The 24,902-nt window shown below is 51.7% G+C and carries 18 protein-coding genes; 10 read left to right on the top strand and 8 right to left on the bottom strand.

Annotated elements, in window-relative coordinates:
• Position 1: 1 nt before the first annotated feature.
• Positions 2–2,143, bottom strand: a complete 2,142-nt coding sequence (gene ppk1 / locus LMED105_RS12460) for a polyphosphate kinase 1 (RefSeq protein ID WP_008251857.1) — start codon at positions 2,141–2,143, stop codon at positions 2–4.
• A gap of 144 nt (positions 2,144–2,287) precedes the next feature.
• On the opposite strand from ppk1, the gene ppx reads away from it, so the two are divergent.
• A complete protein-coding gene (ppx, locus tag LMED105_RS12455; protein ID WP_008251855.1) occupies positions 2,288–3,787 on the top strand; it encodes an exopolyphosphatase in 1,500 nt (499 codons plus the stop codon).
• A gap of 25 nt (positions 3,788–3,812) precedes the next feature.
• Here ppx and LMED105_RS12450 read toward each other — a convergent pair whose 3' ends face one another.
• Complete coding sequence (locus LMED105_RS12450; RefSeq protein ID WP_008251854.1) at positions 3,813–4,613, bottom strand: GNAT family N-acetyltransferase; 801 nt, start codon at positions 4,611–4,613, stop codon at positions 3,813–3,815.
• Between the two features lie 254 nt (positions 4,614–4,867).
• Here LMED105_RS12450 and LMED105_RS12445 point away from each other — a divergent pair, with 254 nt between their 5' ends.
• The gene (locus LMED105_RS12445; protein ID WP_008251850.1) at positions 4,868–5,077 is read left to right on the top strand and encodes a cold-shock protein; all 210 of its coding nucleotides are present in this window, start codon (positions 4,868–4,870) and stop codon (positions 5,075–5,077) included.
• Between the two features lie 56 nt (positions 5,078–5,133).
• Here LMED105_RS12445 and LMED105_RS12440 read toward each other — a convergent pair whose 3' ends face one another.
• Positions 5,134–7,002 carry a hypothetical protein gene (locus tag LMED105_RS12440; protein WP_008251848.1) on the bottom strand — a complete coding sequence of 623 codons (1,869 nt, stop codon included), beginning with the start codon at positions 7,000–7,002 and terminating at the stop codon, positions 5,134–5,136.
• Positions 7,003–7,103: 101 nt separating this feature from the next.
• Complete coding sequence (locus LMED105_RS12435) at positions 7,104–7,772, bottom strand: haloacid dehalogenase type II (RefSeq protein ID WP_008251847.1); 669 nt, start codon at positions 7,770–7,772, stop codon at positions 7,104–7,106.
• 103 nt (positions 7,773–7,875) lie between these two features.
• Between LMED105_RS12435 and LMED105_RS12430 the strand changes: the two genes are divergently transcribed.
• The 4 genes from LMED105_RS12430 (at position 7,876) to LMED105_RS12415 (ending at position 15,804) form a co-directional block, all read left to right on the top strand.
• Positions 7,876–8,778 carry a LysR family transcriptional regulator gene (locus LMED105_RS12430; RefSeq protein WP_008251846.1) on the top strand — a complete coding sequence of 301 codons (903 nt, stop codon included), beginning with the start codon at positions 7,876–7,878 and terminating at the stop codon, positions 8,776–8,778.
• A 215-nt stretch (positions 8,779–8,993) separates the two neighbouring features.
• Positions 8,994–12,251, top strand: coding sequence for a PAS domain S-box protein (locus LMED105_RS16465; protein ID WP_008251845.1), 3,258 nt, complete (start codon positions 8,994–8,996; stop codon positions 12,249–12,251).
• 99 nt (positions 12,252–12,350) lie between these two features.
• Positions 12,351–14,048 (top strand): cation:proton antiporter, encoded by a 1,698-nt coding sequence (locus LMED105_RS12420; protein WP_008251844.1) that lies wholly within the window; start codon positions 12,351–12,353, stop codon positions 14,046–14,048.
• A gap of 133 nt (positions 14,049–14,181) precedes the next feature.
• A complete protein-coding gene (locus LMED105_RS12415) occupies positions 14,182–15,804 on the top strand; it encodes a methyl-accepting chemotaxis protein (protein WP_008251828.1) in 1,623 nt (540 codons plus the stop codon).
• 193 nt (positions 15,805–15,997) lie between these two features.
• Here LMED105_RS12415 and aceA read toward each other — a convergent pair whose 3' ends face one another.
• Positions 15,998–17,314, bottom strand: coding sequence for an isocitrate lyase (gene aceA, locus LMED105_RS12410; protein ID WP_008251824.1), 1,317 nt, complete (start codon positions 17,312–17,314; stop codon positions 15,998–16,000).
• A 360-nt stretch (positions 17,315–17,674) separates the two neighbouring features.
• Between aceA and LMED105_RS12405 the strand changes: the two genes are divergently transcribed.
• Positions 17,675–18,124, top strand: coding sequence for a hypothetical protein (locus LMED105_RS12405; RefSeq protein WP_156799690.1), 450 nt, complete (start codon positions 17,675–17,677; stop codon positions 18,122–18,124).
• A 5-nt stretch (positions 18,125–18,129) separates the two neighbouring features.
• On the opposite strand, the gene rraA is transcribed toward LMED105_RS12405, so the two are convergent.
• Positions 18,130–18,621, bottom strand: a complete 492-nt coding sequence (gene rraA, locus LMED105_RS12400) for a ribonuclease E activity regulator RraA (RefSeq protein WP_008251814.1) — start codon at positions 18,619–18,621, stop codon at positions 18,130–18,132.
• A 78-nt stretch (positions 18,622–18,699) separates the two neighbouring features.
• The gene (locus tag LMED105_RS12395) at positions 18,700–19,704 is read right to left on the bottom strand and encodes an AraC family transcriptional regulator (protein ID WP_156799689.1); all 1,005 of its coding nucleotides are present in this window, start codon (positions 19,702–19,704) and stop codon (positions 18,700–18,702) included.
• Positions 19,705–19,829: 125 nt separating this feature from the next.
• On the opposite strand from LMED105_RS12395, the gene LMED105_RS12390 reads away from it, so the two are divergent.
• Together LMED105_RS12390 and LMED105_RS12385 are read left to right on the top strand one after the other, a co-directional pair.
• The gene (locus LMED105_RS12390) at positions 19,830–20,708 is read left to right on the top strand and encodes a metal-dependent hydrolase (RefSeq protein ID WP_008251812.1); all 879 of its coding nucleotides are present in this window, start codon (positions 19,830–19,832) and stop codon (positions 20,706–20,708) included.
• A 70-nt stretch (positions 20,709–20,778) separates the two neighbouring features.
• Positions 20,779–21,687 (top strand): hypothetical protein, encoded by a 909-nt coding sequence (locus LMED105_RS12385; protein ID WP_156799688.1) that lies wholly within the window; start codon positions 20,779–20,781, stop codon positions 21,685–21,687.
• Here the strand turns inward: LMED105_RS12385 and clpB are convergent.
• Positions 21,662–24,250 carry an ATP-dependent chaperone ClpB gene (gene clpB / locus LMED105_RS12380; RefSeq protein ID WP_008251810.1) on the bottom strand — a complete coding sequence of 863 codons (2,589 nt, stop codon included), beginning with the start codon at positions 24,248–24,250 and terminating at the stop codon, positions 21,662–21,664. The two genes, LMED105_RS12385 and clpB, sit on opposite strands and share 26 nt — an antisense overlap.
• 123 nt (positions 24,251–24,373) lie before the next feature.
• On the opposite strand from clpB, the gene LMED105_RS12375 reads away from it, so the two are divergent.
• A complete protein-coding gene (locus LMED105_RS12375) occupies positions 24,374–24,898 on the top strand; it encodes a hypothetical protein (RefSeq protein ID WP_008251809.1) in 525 nt (174 codons plus the stop codon).
• Positions 24,899–24,902 lie beyond the last annotated feature (4 nt).

Below are 24,902 nucleotides of genomic sequence, written 5' to 3'. Positions count from 1 at the left end.
ATCAAACCGGTGTTGCTGGGTTGCTCGGTTCGCTGTGATCAGTGAAACTGGCTGCCAAAGTGCTCAACAAATAGTTTTGCGAATTCATGCGGCGAGCCCCGGTGGGTTTCTTACGGGTGTAATTGCCCTGAGAATCCATCACCCACGCCAGAATATTGTCTGCAAGCAACGCTTTTAAACCTTCGTCAATTACCCGCTTCTTCAGTTTTTTGTCCGTAACGGGTACAGCCAGCTCAACACGCCGGAAGAAATTTCTGTCCATCCAGTCTGCGCTGGAAATGTACACCTCCTCCTCACCATCGTTGCTGAAATAGAACACCCGGCTGTGCTCGAGCAAGCGGCCTACCACCGACCTCACGGTGATGTTGTCGCTCAAGCCCGGAACGCCCGGGCGCAATGCACACACACCCCTAACAATCAGGTCAATCTTTACTCCAGCCTGCGAAGCTTCATACAGCTCGTTGATCAGGTGTGGCTCCAGCAGGGCATTCATGCGCGCCATGATCCTGCACTTCTTCCCGGCCTTGGCCAATTCAGCTTCCTTGCGCACTGCGATCACTACGTTGCTGTGCAGATTGAACGGTGAATTCCATATTTTGTTCAGTTTGCGAGCACGGCCCAGTCCCGTCAGGTGATTAAACACTTCATGCACGTCATGGCCCAGCGATTCATCGCAAGAAAACAGACCGAAGTCGGTGTACAGGCGTGCGGTTTTTGGGTGGTAATTTCCAGTACCCAAGTGCACATAGCGGCGCAAAACCACCTTGCCTGTTTCGGTTTTTTCACGGCGAACCACCATCAGCATTTTTGCATGGGTTTTTTGGCCAACCACGCCGTATACAACGTGTGCGCCTACCCGCTCCAGTTTCGAGGCCCAGTTGATATTGGCCTCTTCATCAAAACGGGCCATTAATTCCAGCACCACTGTCACTTCCTTGCCGCTTCGCGCCGCCGCCAACAGACTGTCCATCAGCACCGATTCGGTACCCGTGCGGTAAATGGTTTGCTTGATCGCAACTACATCGGGATCGGTCGCCGCCTTCTTAATAAACTCCAGCACTGGGCTGAAACTTTGGTAGGGGTGGTGCAGCAGCACATCCCCCTTCTGAATGGCCTTGAAAATGTCGGGCTGTTTCACCAGCGCATCGGGACGACCCGGGGCGAACGGCGCAAACTTCAAGTCAGGGCGATCCACCCAGTCGGGCAACTGCATCAGACGAACCAGATTCACTGGGCCATTGACACGGTACAACGCCTGTTCAGGCAGCCCAAACTCTTTCAACAAACGGGCGGTCATGTCGGGCGAGGTTTGATCGCTTACCTCAAGGCGCACCGCATCCCCGAAGTGTCGTTGCGACAATTCGCCCTGCAAAGCCACGCGCAAGTTGGTAATTTCTTCTTCATCCACATACAGGTCGCTGTTGCGGGTAACACGAAACTGATACACGCCATGCACTTCCATGCCTGGGAACAATTCTGGAATGAAGGCCTGCAATATAGACGTCAGCATCACAAAGCCATGCTCGTAGCCCGACAAATTAGAAGGCATTCGTATAAGCCGTGGCAGCGCTCTTGGTGCCTGCACAATCGCCACATTCGATGCACGCCCAAAAGCGTCATGGCCAGTCAATTCAACAGCAAAGTTCAGCGACTTGTTCAACACGCGTGGAAACGGGTGCGCCGGGTCCAACCCAATCGGGGTTAATACCGGCAATACTTCGTGCCTGAAATACTGACGCGCCCAATGCGCCTGCTCTTCATTCCATGTGGCCAGGGTCATCAGGGCGATGCCCTCATCCCGCATGGCAGGCAACACCGATTCATTGAGCAAACGGTATTGCTGCTCCACAATTTCTTGCGAGGCCACTGACACCTTGTGCAAGGTTTCCAGGGCGCTCAAGCCGTCTTTGTCTTTGAATTCCGGGTTCTGCCGGATTTGCTCCTGCAACCCTGACACCCGAATTTCAAAAAATTCGTCCATATTGCTAGACACGATACACAGATACTTCAAACGCTCCAGCAATGGCACGCTTTGGTCTTCTGCCATGGCCAAAACCCGGCGGTTGAAGGCCAAAACGCCCAACTCGCGGTTTAGAAACAATTCTTTGTTGGGTGCTACGTCAGAGACAGCGGCTACTTTCAAGCAATACTCCAAGTGTGGATGCGTTACCCTTGATGGTATTTCAAAATTGTGACAAACATTTGAAAGTGGTCAAATGGCTACAAACAAAGCCAGTGTGCTGCATTTGTGGCATCCTAGCGCCTGACCTGAAACACAGAACAAACAATGTCCAAGCAACGTCAGTTGATTGCCGCCGTAGACATGGGTTCAAGCAGCTTTCGCATGATTGTTGCCCGGGTAGAAGAACTCAACGGTCAATCTCAAATTTACATCATCGACACCCTGCGCGAACCCGTTCGTTTGGGTGCAGGCCTAAACGCCCAGAAACACCTTGACGATGCCTCCCAAGAGCGCGCCTTGGGTGCACTGAGCCGTTTTGGCGAACGCCTGCGTTCTTTTAAACCCGGTGAAGTGCGTGCTGTGGCCACCAACGCGGTGCGCGTTGCTCGCAACGCTGTGGAATTCATCACCAAAGCTGAAGCAGCGCTGGGCTTCCCGATTGATGTTATTTCAGGCGTAGAAGAAGCCCGCCTCGTGTACTGCGGCGTGGCCCACCAGTTGCCCATTGGTCAGGGCAAACGCCTGGTGGTCGACATTGGTGGCGGCTCTACAGAATTCATCATTGGTGAAGACTACGAACCCGAAGCCATGGAGAGTTTGTACATTGGCTGTGTGAGCACAGCCCAACAATACTTTGCTGACGGCAGCATCAGCCCCCGTGCCATGAAAAACGCGGTCATGGCAGCTCGCAAGGAAGTGGCTGTGCTGCGCCGCCAAATGCTGGACATGGGCTGGACCCATGCCATCGGCTCCTCAGGCACGGCGAGGGCCCTGGCCGAAATTTGCGTTTCCAATGGCTTCACCCAACATGGTATGTCTGCCGAGGGATTACGACTCATCCGCGAACACGTCACTGCCGCTGGGCACCTTGACAACATTACGCTGGATGGATTGAAAGTAGACCGCCTGCCCATGATGCCAGGTGGTCTTGCGGTGATGAGTGCCGTATTTGAAGAGCTTGAAATTGAGCACATGGACGTGACCGATGGCGCACTGCGCCAAGGTTTGCTCTACGACATGCTAGGCCGTCAGCACAACGAAGACATGCGCGAAATTACGGTAGCCCAGTTTCTGCACCGTTACAAGATTGACAGCAAACATGCGGGCAAAGTCAAAGTACTGGCTGAGTTATTGTTCAAACAACTGATGAAGCAATTGCCCGAGTTAAAAGAACAGCTACCCATGTTGCATTGGGCAGCCATGTTGCACGAAATAGGCTTGTCAATTGGTCACAATGGCCATCACAAACATGCGGCATACATTCTCAGCAATGCCGACATGCCCGGGTTCTCGAAGCGGGAACAACAACTGCTTTCAACCTGGGTATTGGCGCACAACGGAAAACTGGGCAAGGTCAGCGACATTGCCAACACTGCAGTTCACTGGGCGGCGCCTATGTGCTTACGCTTGGCTGCGTTGTTTTTACGCCGAAGGGAAGTGGAAGCTTTGCCAGAACTCAAGGTGAAATTGCTTGAACAAGGCATTCAACTCAGTGTGCCCAAAAACTGGCTTATAACCCACCCACTGACGCAGTACAGCCTTGAAACTGAGGTTGAGCAGTGGCAAAGAATAGGGCTTGAGCTGGAGCTACTGACCCGGCGTTGAGCCGGGCCCTGCACAAAGGTGCAGATTAGATAAAGCCAAAGTGCCTTGCGTAGCGCGGGCTCATGCGGTCAATTGACAACAGCATCATGAAGTCAGCGGTGTTGAAATCGGGGTCCCATGCAGGTTCTCCACACACCACGGCACCAAGCCGCAAATAGCCTTTCACCAAAGGTGGCGGCTCAATTTCCACATCGCAACGCAGGCGCTCGACCGGCAGACGGTTCTTGGGAAAAACCTGGCAGCTTGCTTCAGCCAAGTGCGGCTCTAACTGCTTGAACAGGCTGGCCGCTTGGTGGCCACCATCCCGCAGGCTTACGCTGGCGCAACCGATCAGGTGCTTGTAGCCTCCAAGTTTCATATATTGCGCAATGCCACTCCACAGCAACATGATGGCTGCACCGTTGCGGTAATCCGGGTGTACGCAAGACCGGCCTACTTCCACCGTTGTTTTGCGAAGCCGTTCAATGCGGTTCATGAAAAACTCGGTTTCCGAGTACCAGCATTTCAGGCGCGCTGCGTTTTCTGGCGCGAGAATGCGGTAGGTACCCACGACTTCGCCGGTTTGACTGTTTCTTACAAGAAGGTGATCACAGTAGGCATCAAACACATCATGATCAATCCCGTTACTACCCAGATCTGCACCATATTCTTCAGAAAAAATATTGAAACGTAATTTTTGGGCCTCCAGTACTTCAGCGGCCGTTTTTGCCAGGCAAACCTCCAGTGACGGGGCCTGCGCACGCGCGGGAGTGCTTAGGTACAAGGCATTTCTCAAGGCATCTTGCTTGGTGACATCGTGCTTGATCGCTTCCATCCAAGGGTCCATTTGTCATTTCGATGACACGAAATGTACGGACTGCATGTGACAGAGCTATAAAAGAAATATGAAGAAAAGGTGACCGAACTGAAAATGTTGCTTGACAAGCCTCAGGAAAAGCCTAAACTGACTTCAGCAAAAAAAATTTGGCGCTACTTCAGGTCAGTTCAATTCAGGCAAACCGCTTAAGCAATAGTTCTGTTTCTCGAATTTCACCCAGTTTTTTAGCTATTTTGTTCAATTCAGAAATCCAGGATATTGCTATGTCTGATACCGTAACCGGTCAAGTTAAATTTTTCAACGAATCCAAAGGCTTTGGCTTCATTTCCCGTGAAAACGGTCCTGACGTGTTCGTACACTTCAGCGCCATTCAGGGCAACGGCTTCAAAACCTTGGCTGAAGGCCAGAAAGTGTCTTTCACTGTGACTCAAGGTCAGAAAGGCCCACAAGCTGAAAACGTAACAGCGCTGTAATACTCGCGTCTACGTGAAGAAGCCGCCCTAGGGCGGCTTTTTTTACGCCTGTTGTTTCAAGCCCAGGCCAAAGGCCTTCGGCGGCTGCCGGTCAATTCCAGTGGTCGCGCCACATTCCCATTCCACCCTTCAATAGAGCATGCAACCTTCGCTGCCCCCATCAAAATTGCAGCCGGTATGGCCACCAGAAGCATTTGCGCCGCGGTGCTGATGATGGAAATTCCCAGGCTGATCGACCCAAATGGTATGTTCAGCGGAAATTTGACCTTGGTCGCAGCCTCGGGCCCGCCAAAGGCAATGCCGTTGCCAGAAGCGAGCGACAATATCAGAAATGCGTCCACGGCCGCCCAAATAGAACTGGCAACGGCCCTACCAATGCTGAAGCTTGTTACCCGGGAATTGGGCCTTTTTAACGCCATCTCGGTGATATACCCCGCCAACTTTGCGATTGGGCGGGTTAGCTGATAGTTCAAAGACAACAGGACCCCATGATTAAATACCCGCAAGCCCTCTGAGCACTTCGCCAAACCTCGGGTCACGGGCCCATATTGATGGGCCTGGTTCAACATGTTCTCCGCACCGTAGCGCAAACTTGTCGCCGCTTGCTTTTGCCCGGCGGACATATCCTTTTTCTCCCTGCGGGCGAAACCGAGCACACTAAGTAAACTGCCCGAGCCCTCCAAAACACTCTGTCGCAAACCTTCCGCTCCATTTTCAATGTGGTGGCGCATATCCATATAGTTCTCGTGCGGATCTGCATGCACGGCAGAATGCTCAACCAGATTGGTCAAAGCAAGAAGGTGATTCTCGCGGGCCAATAATTCAGACTTGTCAGCCCTGGGGTCCAGAAAGCGTCCCTTCGTGCTGCCGGTGGGGCTGAACTCCGTAAGGTAAGACCCGATCGTCCTTTCAATGGCTTGCTTGATTTCTATTTCGCTTGGGCCAGCATGAACATTGCCTAACAAACGATTGAGAAGAATTGGAACCCCTTCTGCCATGCAATAGTGACGGCCAATTTTTTGACACAAAGCCCTTGCGAGCAAGGAGACTGCATCGGGTTTGTCTTTCACATCGTTCAACAACACATAAATGCGGTGCAAATGCTTGTCTTTGTTGAACTGTATAAGGCCTGTGACCGCACTGCTCAAGCGCAACTTGGAGCCTGTCATGCAACTGCCAGCCCCGAGAGCCAGCGAAACCAGAGCAGACACTGCGGATATGGCGCTGAAGCTGCAGGCCAGCGCCCGCAAATCGGTTTGTAGGGCTTGTTTCACATTGTTGAACGCCCTGCCCAAACCCTCGCCAAACACCCCACGGGAGAACAATGCCACTACGCCGGCAACCACAGGCAAGGCAGCCAGAACACGCAATTGGCTTGTGAATGCTTTGTCATCGTGCTTTGGCGTGAACCATATTTTGCTGACTTTGAGCAACAACCCGGTGGGTGCTGCGCCCAACTCGGTGACACCGTTGGCGTAGTGGGCCCAACGGGAGAGTTTGACTGCATGTTGATCCTGCTTGGACAAACCAAACCTGGGATGGCTCAACTGCGGGTTAAACCGCAAATTGTCTTGTCGATAAAAACGCGCTTTGATCAACTCGCTACCGGAGATATCCACTGGCTTGCCTTCGAGCTCACTTTTGTACCGCTGCGAGACAATTGCTGAAGAAATTCGCTGGCTACTTTCATAGGCAGCTCGATGATAGCGGGCATCCGCGTTGTTGCCTTCAACCCAGGCCCGGAGCCTGGATTGTCGACCCTTGCACACCAGTTGCCCATTGCCCGGCGATTTGTAGTTGGCTTTCCGAATGACGTGAGCCCGGCAGTTTTGCAAGGAGAAATCGTCTTTATCGGGCGAGTACAGTAATTCAGCAGGCGCAACAGCGCTTAAACCGGTTGAGACCAAGGGTGGGGGGCCAGCCATTACTACTTCCTTTTCTTGAATTCAAGACAAGGACTGACAGTGTTTTTTTATTACGGTGACACGAATCGAAACAGCTGGCAAAAATCAGGACAATCACTCCCTCATACGAGGGATAAAACATCATTCAAATTCTGACCCATGGCCATGGGTTTAACATCCAGTCTTTCAAGAGGCAAACCAGCACGGTTTACCCACAGGGTTGGCAAACCAAACCAGGTGGCACCGCAGGCATCCCAGCAATTGCTGGATACGAACAAGGTTTCAGCGGCAGTAACACCAAAATGATTCAAGCCCATTTGATAGACGGAGCTGTGAATTTTGAAGGTTTGCAGTGAATCGACCGACAACACGGCATCGAGCAAGTCCTGAAAGTTCGCCCCACGCACAGCCACGTTCAGCATTTCTGTATTGCCGTTGGACAGGATTGCAGTTTTGATGCCCCGGTTCTTCAGCGCCTGCAACACCGCCCTGTTTTCGGGATAAGCAGCCAGGCTTGAGTACACATTCAGCAACCTGCGCTGCCGTTCCTCAGTCAAGTCAAGTTTTAGCGCTTCGCAGGCGTAGCGCAAAGCATCAATGGTGATATCCCAAAAAGGCTTGTATCGACCCGCCATGGCACGCAGGCGTGTGTATTCAATCTGTTTGTCACGCCAAAGCACTGAAAGTGCAGCGCCTTGCCCGGGAAAGATTTGCTCAGCAGTGCTTGAGACGGAATACACATCAAACAAGGTGCCATACGCATCGAAAAGTACCAATTTGGGAGTCGCCATTCCTTATACCTCGGCATACAAATTAAGTAATCTCTAGTTTATTGAATAAAACCACCGTACTCTTTCAATTAATTGAAGACATTTTTACCTTTTAAGCAAAAGCATGGATCACTTTAAACAAATCACCACCTTTGCCGCAGTGGCCACCAAGGGCAGCCTTTCGGCCGCAGCCAGAGAAGAAGGTGTAGCACCGGCCGTAATCAGCAGGCGGCTGGATGCACTGGAAGAGCGACTCGGGGTGAAGCTTTTGCTGCGCACAACCCGAACCTTGAACCTGACCTATGAAGGCTCGGCGTTCCTCGAGGATTGCCAGCGAATATTGAACGATCTATCCAACGCTGAGGCCAGCGTAAGCCTGGGTGGCATCAAAGCCAGTGGCCACCTGCGAGTGTCTGCCCCCGGCGGGTTTGGTAGGCAGCATGTGGCCCCCTTGGTGCATGATTTTGTACGTGAACACCCGGAGGTCACGGTATCACTGGATTTGTCTGATCGCGTTGTTGATTTGCTCAACGAAAACATCGACTGCGCAGTGAGAATTGGTGTCTTGCCAGACTCCAGCCTGGTAGGAGTGAAACTGGCTGACAATCAGCGGCTGGTGGTTGCGACCCCCACCTACCTTCAACGGCATGGCAGCCCGCAACACCCACTGGAACTGGCCAAACACAACTGTTTGAATTTGGTAAGCTCGGGCGCACCAAGTGGCTGGCTGTTCACCATAAACGGTGAAGCCACCCCAATCCGGGTAAGTGGCAACCTGGCATGTAACGACGGCTCATCTATTCTCGATTGGGTATTGAACGATGCAGGCCTGGCCTGGCGCAGCCGTTGGGAAGTACAACAATATTTGCGCAGTGGCAGCCTTGTGACTGTGCTGGATGATTTTATTGCACCACCCAATGCAATTTATGCGGTATTCCCCCAAAGGAAGCACTTGCCCTTGCGCGTACGCTTGTGGATCGATTTTCTCAAGCACCGCTACAGCATTGAGTCTTACTGGAACACCTGAAACTTGAGGGGAATAAACCGCGGAAAGGCCCCTTTAATCCACCAATTGATGCGCAGGCGGCTGTAACAAAATAGCTGTGGGGTGATATGCCCCGAACAATCAGCTTAATTTTTTCCACTTGCCACAGGTCGTATCAGGTGACTACTAGCAAAATCCGATATCAATGGATTCTCGCCGGAGCGATGCTCTGCGTGCTCGGCCTTGCATTGCTTGCAATGGCCGCTGCTGACCTGCGTCGCATCAATGACTCGGCTGAACAAAACACACGAACCCAGCTTCGATTGCTTCACGATATTTTGCACGACGAGTTCAGTGCAATTGTTCGGTCATTTGATGAAGCCACCCTGCAGCTGGCAGACAACATTGACATCAACAACGGCAACTACATTCACAAGCGCCTTGAATTGCTGAAAAGTGCGCTGCCCTCCATGGATAACATCGTGGCCCGAGATTCGGTCGGCAACATCGTGGGGCAAACCGGAGTGGACCGTGACTTGACCAACACTCAAGCCACTTTCACACCCAATGCAAGACTTTTGCACAACGAAAGGCTCGTTTCTTTTTCAAACTCTTTCAATACCAACGGCCAATTGGTACTGGTGATCAACTACCAGATCAAAGACACGCAGGGTGAAATGCTCGGTGTTATTCAGGGCAGGCTCAATGCCCGGTATCTGGAACGCAAGGTGGCTTCGCTTCAACTGGGCGACCACATGCGCAGTGGCATTGCCTTTAAAGACGGCACAGTGCTGCTTGTGCAACCCGAGATCGGTAAAATTTTAGGCAAGCAGCTACCCTACTTCGAATCGTTTCGCACACAAACAGATCACACCCAAGCCCCGAGCAATTTAATTGAACACGGTTTGTTCAAAGACCATTATTTCGCAAGCCTGTCGCTGGCCAATTCCGACCAGTTAAACACCCCCATTCCTCTGTACCTGATCACCTGGGCCGATGCCGCCCCCATGAAGGCACAATGGCGCGAGCAAACCATCAGCCTTTTTCTGGGTTACCTGGCATTTTGTATTCTGGCGGTGCTGATGGTGAAAGCCAGCATGACCTACCAAGCCCAACAGGTGTTGGCAAAAGAAAAAGCAAAGGCTGACCAGCAATTCAATGACGAACGTTTCCAACTGGCGACCGAGAGTGCGGGTATTGGGGTTTGGGAATACAACATCCAGGACAAATTCATTCGCTGGGACAGCGCCATGCGGAAAATTTACGGCGTCAAGGATGAGCAAGAATTGGTGTCGTACAAAGAGTGGTTGCATTATGTGGTGCCCGAGGATGTCAACAAACTGGGTACTGTGCTGCTAGAGGCCTCGAAAAACCAGGATACCTTTCAATTCAACTTCAACATTCGCCGGGCGAGCGACGGGCGCATTCGCCACATTCAGGCCCGTGCAAAAACCCACAGAAACACCAAAGGTATCCCGTTCAGAATGATTGGGGTGAATGTGGATGTGACCGTGCAGCGCCAATTTGAAGATGCCCTGCGCGAGGCTGAGGCCCGCTTCCGTTCGTCCTTTGAATGGGCCGCAATTGGTATGGCGATGCTGGACTTCAAAGGTCAGTTTTTACAGGTCAACAAAGCACTCTCAGAAATTTTGGGATACAGCGAAGAAGAGCTGCTGGGCTTTAGTTTTGATGCGATTACGCACCCGCAAGACACCATGCAACACACCCATTTGGTGCGCGATGTACTCAAAGGGCGCCGCCACAATTATCAACTTGAAAAACGCTACATACACAAAGATGGGCATGTGGTGTGGGTTCATCTTTCGGTGTCGGCTGTGCGCAATGACAAAGGGCGGGTGATCTACTTTATTTCACAAATCCAGGACATTTCAGAGCGCAAACGCAATGAAGCCACATTGATTGAAAGAGAACATTTTCTGCGAACCTTGTCGGAATGTTTGCCTGGATTGGTGTCTTACTGGAGCACTGACCTGCGCTGTCATTTTGCCAACCGCAACCATGAAAAATGGTCGAACATTCCCGCAGACAAAATGCGCGGGCAACACATGCGCAAGGTGTTGGGTGAAGAACTGTTCATTCACGACCACCACTATGTGCTGGGTGTACTGAAAGGCGAAAAGCAGCGCTTTGAGCGCAGAAAACCACTGCCGTCTGGTGGCTATGCCGACATGTTGGTGCACCTGATTCCGGACGTGCTGTACGGCAAGGTTGAGGGCTTCTTCTCGATTTCTACCAACATCACCGACTTCAAGGCGCAACAACGCGAGCTTGAACGTATCAACCATGTGTTGACCGATCGCACCCAACAGGCCGAGGCCGCCAGCAAAGCCAAAGGCGCATTTCTGGCCAATATGAGTCATGAAATTCGCACACCGATGAATGCGATCATGGGCTTGCTGCAACTGCTGGAAGACACAGACCTGCAGGCCAGGCAACGTGACTATCTCAGCAAAATTGGCTCTGCCGCCGATGTATTGCTCAACGTGCTGAATGACATTCTGGATATTTCAAGGGTTGAAGCCAACAAGCTTGAACTGAGCCACAGCCGTTTTCTGCTTGATCAGGTATTGAGCAAGGCTACTGATTTATTTGCTTACCGAGCTGAAGAAAAAGCCATTCAGTTGTATTGCTCCAAAGACGCAAATTGCCCGGTCAGCCTGAAAGGTGACCGACTTCGCTTGGCACAAATTTTGAACAATCTGCTCTCGAATGCGCTGAAATTCACCGAAAAGGGACGCATTCATTTGCAGGTACAAAGTGTGGCCGATGGCAAGCAATTGCAGTTCAGTGTGAAGGACACCGGTATTGGCATGAACGAGGAACAGTGCGCCGCCCTCTTCCAGCCTTTCAGCCAAGTCGACGACAGCTCGTCGCGACGCTATGGCGGTGCTGGTCTGGGCCTGTCGATCTGTAAAAATCTGGTTGAACTGATGGGCGGTCAAATTTGGGTGGAAAGTACGCCAGGTTTGGGTACAACCTTCCATTTCACGGTGAATTGCGTTGAACCCGAGTTCCAGATTCGGGCTGAAGACCAACAAGCACTGAAATTGCAAACCCAGCCAGCCCCTGCGGACACCGGGCCTGCCATTCCGCCCATGTTGAACAAGCGCGTGCTGGTGGTGGATGACCACAAACTGAACCGCATGGTGGCCTCGGAAATGCTGAAAAAATGGGGTGCGCAGGTGCACCTTGCAGAAAATGGCAAGGAAGCCGTGCAGGCCTGTGTCACCGAGCGTTACGACATGGTGTTGATGGACCTGCAAATGCCCGAAATGGACGGCTATGAAGCCACCGCCAGAATTCTTGAAGAACTGGGCAATGCTGCGCCGCCGATTGTGGCTGTGACTGCGTCGGCCAGCGAACAGGACCGCATGGACATTCTGAATGCAGGCATGTGTGAACATGTCATCAAGCCATTCAAGAAAGAGACCTTGATACGGATACTGTTGGATATTCAAGGTCAGCAATCCGCCCAATCAATCAGAAATCCATAAGTCGATCGCAACTTCAGGGGCAAGTCTAGGTCTAGGAAGTAAGTGCGTTCCATACGCACTTGCTATCATTAGAACAATACCATTAGGACTGCCCCCATCATGCCCCATGACGTTTCCCTGATTGCCACCTTGGCATTTGGTTTTGGCCTTGCGCTCATCTTCGGTTTTATCGCAGAAAAACTAAAGGCTCCCGCCTTGTTGGGTTATTTGGTTGCCGGATTCCTGATTGGCCCAGCCACCCCTGGCTTTGTAGCGGACCCCGCACTAACCAATCAATTGGCCGAAGTCGGTGTGATGCTTCTGATGTTCGGTGTGGGCATGCACTTTTCGCTCAACGATTTACTGGCTGTTAAAAAAATTGCAGTGCCCGGTGCCATTGTTCAAATGGCGGCCGCAACACTGCTCGGCATGGGTGTAGCTTATTTCTGGGATTGGCCGATGGGCCAAAGCCTTGTGTTTGGCTTGGCTTTGTCAGTGGCCAGCACAGTGGTGTTGCTAAAAGCACTGGAAGCACGCGGCATGCTAACAAGTGCAAACGGTCAAATTGCAGTAGGTTGGCTGGTGGTTGAAGACCTGGCCATGGTATTGATTCTGGTTTTGCTTCCACCACTGGCTGGTTTGTTGAAAGGCGGAACCCTGGACCCGGAAACCAACCTGGTATTCGACATTGGTTTCACCTTGGTGAAGGTAGCGCTTTTCGTTGGTTTGATGCTGGTTGTGGGCAAGCGTGTTATTCCCTGGATGCTTTGGCACATTGCGAAAACAGGCTCCCGTGAATTGTTCACACTCTCAGTCATTGCACTGGCCATCAGCTTGGCTTTCGTTGCCGCAGGGCTGTTTGATGTGTCTTTCGCACTGGGTGCCTTCTTTGCAGGCATGGTAATGCGGGAATCTGAACTTAGCCACCGTGCTGCCGAGGAATCCCTGCCTTTGCGCGATGCTTTCGCTGTGCTGTTTTTTGTATCAGTGGGCATGCTGTTTCAATTCGACGTTATTCTGGAATACCCGCTGCGCGTACTCGCCGTGGTGGCCATCATCGTGCTGGGCAAATCGCTGGCCGCCGGAGCACTGGTGCTGCTGTTCAAATACCCCCTCAAGAGCGCCTTGGTCATTGCGGCCAGCCTTGCACAAATTGGCGAGTTCTCATTCATCCTGATTGGACTTGGTTTGTACCTGGGGCTGGTGGATCTTCAAGTGCAAAGCCTGGTGGTGTCGGGTGCAATCTTGTCGATTGCCCTGAACCCGGTGGTGTTCTCTTTAATCCCAAAAATAAATGATTACATGGTGCAGCGCTTTCAATGGGTTCGCAATTTGAATGCGCGCAGCCACACGATGGAAGAACTGCCTGAGCAAACGGATGGCAAGTACCTTGGTAAACACGTGGTGCTGGTGGGGCACACCGAACTGAGCAAAAAAATTGCGAAATCACTGAAGAAGAAAAATGTACCGTTGGTGATTGTCGACACCAGCCGTGAAGTAGTGGCCAAACTGAGAAAGAATGGACAGGCTGCCGTGTCTGGCGAATATGCAGACCCGGTGACCTTGGTTCAAGCGCACACCACCAACGCAAATAGCCTTGTTATTGCCACTGGCGATACCCCGGGGCTGAGCCAGATGATCGAAAACGCCAAAATGCTGAACCCGGCAATTCAGATTTTTGTGCAGGCGTACTCGAAAGAGGAAAAACAAATGCTGGGTGCCCTGCCCGATGTACATGTATACCGCTGGGAAGACACATTGAGCGATGCCATCGTTCACGACCTCATCAAAACCCGGCCAGAGCCTTCAAACGCGTAATTGATTTTTGTTTCAAATTCGTGAATTTGCTTGAATTGCGGGGTTCAGAACCACCCCGCATTTCAAGGTTTTGAAAGTCAACCGAACTGCTGATAATTGACAAAATTTCAATCTTTGTCTTTCAGGAATTTCGATGCTTCAAACCATACAGTCAAAAATAGTATTGGGCTTCGCCTTGTTGATCGCTTGCGTCGCCATTGGAGGGGGCTTGGGCTTGTGGAACATGCAACGCATTCAAGTCAGTGGGCTGAACAACACCGACAGTTTCAAAACACTGCAACATGTCAGCACCATTCGTGAGAGTCTGGTATTCATTGAATCGGGCCAACGGGGATACTTGCTGACTGGCGATGACTCCTATTTGTCGACATACCAATTTGGCAAAAAACGCTATCAGGAAGAACTTGCTTATCTGTCAAAACGCAAAAATGAACTGCCAGAATCATTCGTCTGGGTTGAGGAATTGCAAACCCTCTATTCGCCATGGCTGACTTTTTCGATCGATGAAACCATCAAACTGCGTCAAAGCCTGGACAAGGGTGAACTTGATCAGGCTGATTTTCTGGACATCTTTGCAGCCATGTCCGGCAAGCCCATCATGGATAAAATGCAGGCCTTGCTGGATCAGGTTGAATCTGCCGAAAAAACCATGCTTGAGAATCGAACTGCTCAGTCTGTTCAAACCTACACCAGTTCCCTTTGGGCGGTAGGCTCAGTGGTTGTCTTGTCCTTGCTCGCGGGTGTCATGATCATGCTTCGCCTTGGGAAATTGCTTAGAACCAAACTCGCCAAAGCAAACCAGCATATTCGGGAGTTGGCAAACGGCCAGCTTGGGCGCACCGTTCAAACTCAAGGCAAAGATGAAATCGACACGCTGTTGCAAGAGATATCCAAAGCTCAGAATAATCTTCGGGTATTGATCAACGGCATTCGCCAATCAGCACAGGAACTGGACGACAACTCAAATCAGGTGTCTCGCCTGTCGCAGGCCATGGCCAAGTCCAGTGATGAACAAGCCGAGGCCACTTCGACCATGGCTGCGGCAGTTGAAGAACTCACCGTCAGCATTTCGCACATCTCGGAGAATACTTCTCAGGCCAGCGACACGGCACACACTGCTAGAAATGCTGCTGAAAATGGCATTGCCACTTTGAAAATGGTCGTGGGTGGAATTGAACGAATCGCCCACTCGGTTGATGAAAGCGCATTGACAGTACAAACACTCGAGGCACGTTCGAATGATATTTCAGAAATCATTTCAACCATCACTGAAATAGCTGAACACACGAACCTGCTGGCCTTGAATGCAGCCATTGAAGCTGCCAGAGCCGGGGACCAGGGCCGTGGATTCGCAGTGGTTGCGGACGAGGTTCGAAAACTTGCAGAACAAACCAAGACTGCAACGCATCGGATCTCGGACATGATCTATGACATTCAACGCATGACTCAAGGTGCGGTCGGCAGTATGGGTAATTCTGTGAAACTGGTTCAGGCTGGCTTGAGCCAGGCCAATCAAGTGAACATGACTATCCTGGACATCAAAAACCATTCTGAACGGGTTTCAGACGCAATTTCAACCATTGCCGTGTCCATGAGGGAACAGTCGCAGGTGAGTGTACAGATTAGCCAAAGTGTAGAGAAAGTGGCGAGAATGACCGAAGAAAACACCCAAGCGGCACAAAACAACACCCAGGTAGCACAGCAACTTCAATCCGTATCGAATGTGCTTGTACATGCAATCAGTACATTCAAATAAAAAGCCCGGCAAGTTTCTTACCGGGCTTCAGCACTCGCTGTTGGGCCTTTTGTAAAGGCCCAGCAAGGGGAAAAATACTCTTGAATTGATTTTTTGAGCTTGTCTCCTCTCCCCCTCCGTCGGTCAATCTATCCACCCCTCCTGGGGTGGGAGACTGCCAAGATTGCCGACAAATTCAGTTCAAACTAGCAGATCAGTGGAACTGTTCTTCTTCTGTAGAGCCTTTCAAGGCTGTTACTGAAGAAGCGCCACCCTGGATCACAGTCGTTACATCGTCGAAGTAACCTGCGCCAACTTCCTGCTGGTGAGATACGAAAGTATAACCCTGTTCGCGTGCTGCAAACTCAGGTTCTTGAACCATATTGACATAATGCTTCATGCCTTCGCCTTGAGCGTAGGCGTTTGCGAACTTGAATGTGTTGTACCAGTTGACGTGGATACCGGCCAATGTGATGAACTGGTACTTGTAACCCAAGGCGGACAGGTCTTCCTGGAAGGAAGCGATCTGGCTGTCGTTCAGGTTTTTCTTCCAGTTGAAAGAAGGTGAGCAGTTGTAGCTCAACAGCTTGCCTGGGTTCTTTTCCAGAACGGCTTGCGCGAATTCGCGGGCAAAACCGATGTCGGGCGTACCTGTTTCACACCACACCAAATCAGCATAAGGTGCGTAGGCGATACCACGGCTGATGGCCTGCTCCAGACCGTTCTTCACGCGGTAGAAGCCTTCGGGAGTGCGCTCGCCAGTCAGGAATGGCTTGTCGTTTTCGTCGAAATCGGAAGTCAACAGGTTGGCGGCTTCAGCGTCTGTACGGGCCAGAACGATTGAAGGAACACCCATTACGTCGGCAGCCAAACGAGCAGAAATCAACTTCTGGATCGCTTCAGCGGTTGGAACCAACACCTTGCCACCCATGTGACCACACTTCTTTACAGCGGCCAACTGGTCTTCGAAGTGAACACCCGCTGCACCAGCGGCGATCATGTTCTTCATCAGTTCGTAAGCGTTCAATACGCCACCGAAACCAGCTTCACCGTCAGCAACGATAGGCAGGAAGTAGTCGATTGCATCTTCGGCTTTCATTTTGCCGTCGCAAATGTTCTTCCACTGAATTTCGTCAGCGCGCTGGAATGTGTTATTGATACGACGAACCATTTTTGGCACGGAGTCGTAAGCGTACAGAGACTGGTCTGGGTACATGGTTTCGGAGCTGTTACCATCAGCAGCAACTTGCCAGCCTGACAGATAAACGGCTTCAAGACCGGCTTTGGCTTGCTGCATGGCCTGGCCAGCAGTGATCGCGCCGAAGGCGTTTACGTAGCCTTTCTTGGCTGTACCGTTTACTTTTTCCCACAGCTTTTCGGCACCGCGCTTGGCCAGTGTGTACTCGGGCTGCAGTGAACCACGCAGACGTACCACATCTTCGGCTTTGTAGCCGCGCTTTACCAGCTTCCAGCGTGGGTTGGTTTCCCAGTCTTTGTTGAGTTCTTGAACCTGTTGGTCAAAAGATTTCATAGTGATGTCCTCAGAAGGCAATAGAAGAAAAAAGAAAACGGTTCGCTTGATGGCCTACTTGCGGTGCCCTGCGGGTGCAGCTTCGCGGGTATCACTTGGGCAAGTGGTGTCGATCAGGTGATGAGCCGTATCTTACAGATCATTTCGCAGAGCAACAAGAGTTATATCTTATACAAGACTTTTTTTCGTATTGTTTAAAATCAATAACTTAAGTTAAATTATTCACGATGCGAAATACTTTTTCTCTAAATGAAAAAGAGTCTGCACTCTAAATCATGCGCCGCAACCTTCTAAAAATGGTTCGTGTGAACATTTTGACCCTGCCGGACCACTCAACAAAAACATCAAATGGACATGAAGATGACTCGCCTGCTTGCTACCCACATGATCGGACAGAACCAATATGGCTTGATCTCATCTGCCGCGAACCACAACCATTCAGTTCGGATTGGCACCACGGGGTGCGCGCTTTGCGTGGGCCTGGCCTTGTGGCGCGAGTCCGATGGCAAGGCCTTGGTGGCCCACATACAACCGGATCAACTCAGCAAAATTGAGGGGGCAGTCAACCGAATCTATCAACTGATTCCCAATCCCGGCAAATTCTTGTGCGTGACAGCCGGCATAGACCAAAGCACAGACGAAATCATTGCCTCATTGGTTAAAACGTATGGTGTGGAACCTGTCGTGAAAAAAGGCTACGATGAAATATCAATAGTTTCGGGTACAGGCGCAATACGGGTCAGTCGAACTTCGTTGATTCAAACCGATGAAACCAGGCCCCCGAATTTTTTGACCGGAGACCTGTCCTGAAAGGGTCAGATCAAAGCTGAATCTGAGATCAAAACGCCGTCCTCATCTGCATACACCCAATTGCCGGGGCGCACAGTGGTGAAACTCAAGGCCACATCAATGTTTTCGTGGCCGATGCCTCGCTTCTGGCTTTTCATGGGGTGTGTGCCTAGCGCTCGAATACCTACATCGCATTCATCCAGTTCAAGGGTGTCGCGTACACAGCCATACACCACAATACCAGCCCAGTTGTTTTTCTCGGCCAGCATACCCAGATTGCCTCCCACCAAGGCACAGCGCATGCTGCCACCACCATCGACCACCAACACTTTGCCCTGCCCGTCTTTTTCAAGGGCGCTGCGCACCATTGAATTGTCTTCAAACACTTTCAAGGTGTGGGCTTGCCCCATGAAGCTGCTTTTCAAGCCCCAACTTTGAAACATGGGCTCAACAACTCGCAAAGTGCCTGCGGCAATTTTGTCCTCGTTGGCATCGCAAAGATCAGTGGTAGGGGTCATGGAAAGCTCCGAAAATTAAGTGAATGAATAGCCAAAATTTAAACATGAAATTCAGGCACCAAACATGACCGAAAGGTTTCACTGCTGATTTCTGAATTCCCTCGGGGAGATACCCTGCCATTTCAAGAATGCACTGGTAAAACTTCGGCGATCTGAATAGCCGAGGTTCGCGGCAATGGTTTCAATGTCCAGCACCGAACCTTTCAACATTTCGCAGGCCAGCTCATGCCGAACAGTCCCCAGAATTTCAGCATACGATTTGCCTTCGCTTTTCAGCCTTCGCTGCAGGGTACGGGGGTGAATGTGCAGTATCTCGCCAATCACCTGTATAGGCTCACTCAGCATACTCAAGCGCGACTTCAACAAGCGCTTGATCTGTTTTTCAAGGGTTTGCTCTTCTACGTCCGGCAGCAGGCGGTTCAAAATCACGGCTTGCGCCTTGTGGTGTGCTGAAGGGATGCCCCCCGGCAAGGGCAAATCCAGCGCGGAAGAATCTACCACCAAGCGGTTGTTTGGCTGCTCAAACAGCACCGTGGTTTTTAGTACTTCTTGATAAGCAGATTCCAGCGTCAAAGGCGCATGGCGAAACTCAATCCGCTTGATCAAGTGCGAACCAGGGCTGAGAAGATGAATAAACTTCAACACGGCCGACATGGAGGCCTCAACAAATCCGGGTAGGTTCTCGTGCACACCTTCCGGATCGGAGACCCTGACTTCCAGAGCCGCTTCGGCCCCCAGGTTCAGTGTGATGAAGTGTAAATTGGGGTGCAACAGCTTTGGCGACCAGTCCAAAACTCGCATGGCCTCCTGGGGCGTTGAAGCGCTGGTCACAAAGGTTGCAAGCTCGGGCAAACCATCAAAATTGAAAGAATCACCAAACACCAGCGGAAAGTGTTGGCTGGGCTTGCGTGCCTCAACTGCCGAAAACAGGGAACTGAAGCAAGACAAAGACATGCGTCGGCGTGGATCCCCGCTCATGTCGATCTCTAGCTTCAGTTCTTGCATCACACTGTTCAAGTCAATGTCGCAGCGCCGCGCGGCGTTGGCCAGGCTTGCAAGCATTTGAAAATTGATGGTTTCCACCAAACCTCCTGTGGCAGGATCAGATCAAATATGTCGCGAATTCTTCCTTTTTTGTCATTTCAAATCATATCGTGTACCGAGCTGATTCGGTAATCTTTGTTCATACAAAGCAGCAGGAGGCGGAAATGGTTACTACATCATTCAAAGAAGACATCGTGGTTCGCAAAGATCTTGATTTTGGAATCACTGACAAAGACATTCCACGCTACTGGATGGACGGCGACGCATTCAAAACCCGCGTCATTGACGGCGTACAAATGAGCTTTCCCGACGGCGAACGCTATTTCATTTCGAGTGTGCGCAACTTCAAAGACAAAATTACCGATCCTGAATTGTTGAAAGCGGTTAAAGACTTTTCTTTTCAGGAAGGTCAGCATGGCAAGGTGCACACCGATTACAACAAACGCCTGAAAGAACAAGGTGTGCCAGTGGACAAAATGCTGCATGTGATTACGAAAATCATGAACCGCCGTTTGCAGGTGCTGTCCCCCGAATACAACCTGGCCATGACCGCTGCTCTAGAGCATTTCACGGCCATGATGGCTGAAATGTTTTTTGCGCGCAAAGAGGTGATGGCAGGCGCTGATCACCGCGTTCGCGCCATGCTGGCCTGGCATGCAGTCGAAGAAATGGAACACAAGGCAGTGGCTTTTGATGTGATGCAGAAAGTAGCCAAGGTCGGCTACTTCAAACGCAGCCTTGCCATGGCCCACGCCATGTTCAACTTCACCTTGCACACGCTGGTGTTCACGTGGATTATTTTGGGCACGGATGGCTTTAAAGGCTGGACCCGGTTCAAGATGTATTCGAAAGGTTTGGTGTGGTTGTTGGGCCCCAAAGGCCTGTACAGCAGCCTGCTGCCCAAATTGTTGAATTACTTCAAACCTGGTTTTCACCCCTGGCAAGACCCAACCGTGCACAACTACGGTGTCTGGCTGGAAACCTTCAACAAAACAGGTAACCCGGTAGAAGCTGGCGAGGCCATGTACGCAGCGGCGCATTGAGCGCGATTTGAACAACCCGGGGTTGAACTTTCAAGACCCCGGGCGACACAAAAAAGTATTGAAACCACTGTTGAATCGCCAAGTGATATCCAATACGCCAGAAGCCAGCCCACAATCCAGTGTCAAAACCTTCTCACACAGCAAACCCGCCCCGGACGAATCAATCCCGCTCTGCGCGAAAGCAATTGCCAGTCACTTCAACCAACATCAATCCAGCACGACGCTGAAAGACTGTATTGCGCAACAAGCCATGCCACTGCAGCAAGCTGACAGCGGCGGAATTCGCGCCATGTTTTCCAAGTTCGGCAGCCTAAAGGCCCTGCCCCAACTGCTGACAGCCATCGCCTGCCCTGCTCGTGTCAAACGACACAACACCTCGGCCTGGATCACGGGAAGAATAAGCAATCTGGATTACAACCTCCTAAACGTGCCAATCGATGCGATTCGGTCACAACACAGTATCGATGGTGAGGCGATTGAAAAAACAGCCCAACGTGCCAGCCGTATTCTGGCGTGGTTAAAGGCGAATCCTTCAGAAAAAACGATTGACATGGACGCAATGGATGAACTTGCAGGGTCCTCTGGCGCATTGAAGATTGGCTGTGCAAAACAGAATCAATTGATCACCCTGGACGGCGTGGGTCGCCTGGAGGCCATTCGGCAGGCCAAAGCAAACTATTTGGCGGAAACCGGCCTGGCACACCCACTGGAAAGAATTGAGTGCTATGTCGCCCGCTTGAGAGAGAACGAATACGAGAGCCTTTACAAAACTAGCAGCTACTTTCGGGATGAAGCCGGCAAGCAGCTGGAAACACCCGAACACGACTTGATGCCCTACTCGGGCTTGCCCAGACTATTTGCAGGCCAGGCATTAAACCTGGCCCGCCACTCCATTGAATCAAGCCTGTCGAGTTTCTCGAATGATTTCAACAGGCAGGTTCCTGAACACTATTTCAGTGAACCACCCGATCAAAAGTGAAAGCACCATCCTTGTAATCCACCGGGACTACGTCGTTCGGCCCAAACCGACCTTCAAGAATCATTTTTGAAACCGGATTCTCGATAATTTGCTGAATGGCCCGCTTCAAAGGTCGCGCACCGTACAAGGGATCAAAGCCAGCTTTCACCACCTCGGCCAAGGCGGCGTCGCTTACTTCCAGGCGCATATCGCGGCTGGCCAAACGCTGTTGCAAACGCTGCAACTGAATGCGTGCAATGTTCGCAATGTGTGCATTGTCCAAAGCGTGGAACACAACCAGCTCATCCACCCGGTTAATAAATTCAGGGCGGAAGTGCATCTTCACTTCTTCCATCACTGCGGCCTTAATGACCTCGCCATCTTGCCCGGCCAAGCGCTGAATTTCATGCGACCCCAGGTTTGAGGTCATCACAATCACTGTGTTTTTGAAATCCACCGTGCGGCCTTGTCCGTCAGTCAGGCGGCCATCATCCAGCACTTGCAATAGCACGTTGAATACATCGGGGTGGGCTTTCTCGACCTCATCCAGCAAAATCACGCTGTAAGGCTTGCGGCGCACAGCCTCGGTCAAATAACCGCCTTCGTCGTACCCCACATAGCCGGGGGGCGCACCCACCAATCGGCTTACGGTGTGCTTTTCCATGAATTCGCTCATGTCGATGCGAACAAGGTGATCTTCCGAATCGAACAGGAAACCCGCCAAGGCTTTGCACAATTCTGTTTTACCCACGCCTGTTGGGCCCAGGAAAAGAAATGAACCCAAGGGCTTGTTGGGATCGGAAAGCCCCGCACGAGAACGGCGAATGGCATCGGATACCAAAGTAACAGCTTCATCTTGCCCAACCACGCGCATGTGGAGGGCCGCTTCCATTTGCAGCAATTTGTCGCGTTCGCCTTGCAACATTTTGCTCACCGGAATACCCGTGGCGCGGCTAACCACTTCCGCAATTTCTTCGGTGCCCACCTGCGTGCGCAACAGCCTGTTGGGTTTCTTCTCGCCACCCTCGTTGTCTTTCACATCGTTCAGTTTTTTCTCCAGATCGGGCAATTTGCCGTACTGAAGTTCAGACACTTTTTGCCAGTCGCCTTTGCGCTTCCATTGTTCAATTTCAGCACGAATGTGATCGATCTCTTCCTTGATGGCGGCACTGCCCTGCACAGCTGCCTTCTCAGATTTCCAGATTTCGTCGAGATCTGCATACTCACGCTCAAGACGAACAATTTCCTCTTCGATCAGGGCCAGGCGTTTTTTGGAGGCGTCGTCTTGTTCGCGCTTCACAGCCTCGCGTTCAATTTTCAGCTGAATGATCCGACGATCCAGCTTGTCCATTTCCTCAGGCTTGGAATCAATTTCCATCTTGATCCGCGCGGCTGCCTCGTCGATCAGGTCAATGGCCTTGTCGGGCAGGAAACGGTCGGTGATGTAACGATGACTTAACTCAGCAGCGGCCACAATCGCTGGGTCGGTAATGTCCACGCCGTGGTGCAACTCATAGCGTTCTTGCAAGCCGCGCAAAATGGCGATGGTGCTTTCAACACTGGGCTCGCCCACCAACACCTTTTGGAAGCGACGCTCAAGTGCCGCGTCTTTTTCAATGTACTTGCGGTATTCATCCAGCGTGGTGGCACCAATGCAATGCAATTCACCACGGGCCAATGCGGGCTTCAACATATTGCCGGCATCAATCGCGCCCTCGGCTTTGCCTGCACCCACCATGGTGTGAATTTCGTCGATAAACACAATGGTTTGCCCCTCATCGGCGGCCACGTCTTTCAACACGGCTTTAAGGCGTTCTTCAAATTCGCCGCGGTACTTGGCACCCGCCAGCAACAAGGCCATGTCCAATACCAACACACGCTTGTTTTTCAGCGTATCGGGTACTTCGCCATTCACAATGCGCTGGGCCAAACCTTCCACAATGGCGGTTTTACCCACACCAGGCTCGCCAATCAACACTGGGTTATTCTTGGTTCTGCGCTGCAAAATTTGAATGGCACGGCGAATTTCATCATCGCGACCGATGACGGGGTCCAGCTTGCCCATGCGGGCGCGCTCGGTTAAATCAATGGTGTATTTTTTCAAGGCCTCCCGCTGGCTTTCGCCGTCGGCGCTGTCAACGGCTGCGCCACCGCGCACCTGCTCAATTGCAGTGTTCAGCGACTGGGCGTTCAAGCCCGCTTCTTTCATTACCCGGGCCAAACCCGTGCTGTCTTGCAGACAAGCCAGCAAAAAAAGCTCACTGGCAATAAACTGGTCGCCACGCTTTTGAGCCTCTTTGTCGGTGAGGTTCAGGGCGGCCTGTAACTTGCTGCCAATCTGGATCTGACCGGCATTGTTCGCCACTTGCGGCAAGTTGTTCACCTCGGCCTCGACACCTTTCACTAACACCTGCGGGTTACCGCCCGCTTTGCTGATCACCCCGCGAACAGACCCCTCGCCCTGCTTGAGCATGGCCAACAGCACGTGTGCAGGTTCAACCGTGGGGTTGTCTTTTCCCACAGCCAAGCTTTGGGCGTCGGCCAAAGCTTCCTGAAACTTGGTGGTGAGTCGATCTAAACGCATGTGTGCAAACCCTTCTTAACAATTTTGAGTCACAATACCCATGAACCGTATGTGTGGGCGAGCGTGGTGATTTCAAGATAACGCCAACACAAATGACTTGCACTATTTTTCAAGTACGCTGCCATGCAAATCAAACAACTCCAAGTTGCTTATGCGCCGGAACATGATCGCATCCTGATGCGGATCAATTCAGCTGAAAATCAAGAGGTTCGGGTATGGCTGACGCGCCGCATGGTGCGCATGTTAATACCCAGCCTGGATGAGATGATGCAGAAACTGCTGGCCAGCGACAGACCGCTGAACGAAGCGGGCCGCAAGGCACTGCTGGAAATGAGCCGGGAAGTGTCGCTGTATTCTGCGGATTTCAAAAGCCCGTTCCAAGACAAAAACACCACCACGCCGCTGGGCGCGGACCCGCTGCTGATTACGCAAATTGAACTGCGCCCCAGTGGCGAAGCCCACAACACCGACCTGGTGTTGAAACTGGTGGCAGGCAGCGGCAAGGGATTTGAGATGCGCATGGCCGAACAATTGCAGCATGGGTTTGCCGACCTTCTGATTAAGACTTGTGGCCAAGCCGATTGGGGATTGCATTTCAAAAGCGTGCCCAGCATTATCGAGCGGCCGGAAACACGCCACTTAAATTAAGCAG

It is taken from the genome of Limnobacter sp. MED105 (assembly GCF_000170915.1).
Lineage (GTDB): Bacteria > Pseudomonadota > Gammaproteobacteria > Burkholderiales > Burkholderiaceae_B > Limnobacter.
The sequence above is the reverse complement of the archived record's forward strand: the minus strand, read 5'-3'. Positions and strand labels throughout refer to the sequence as shown.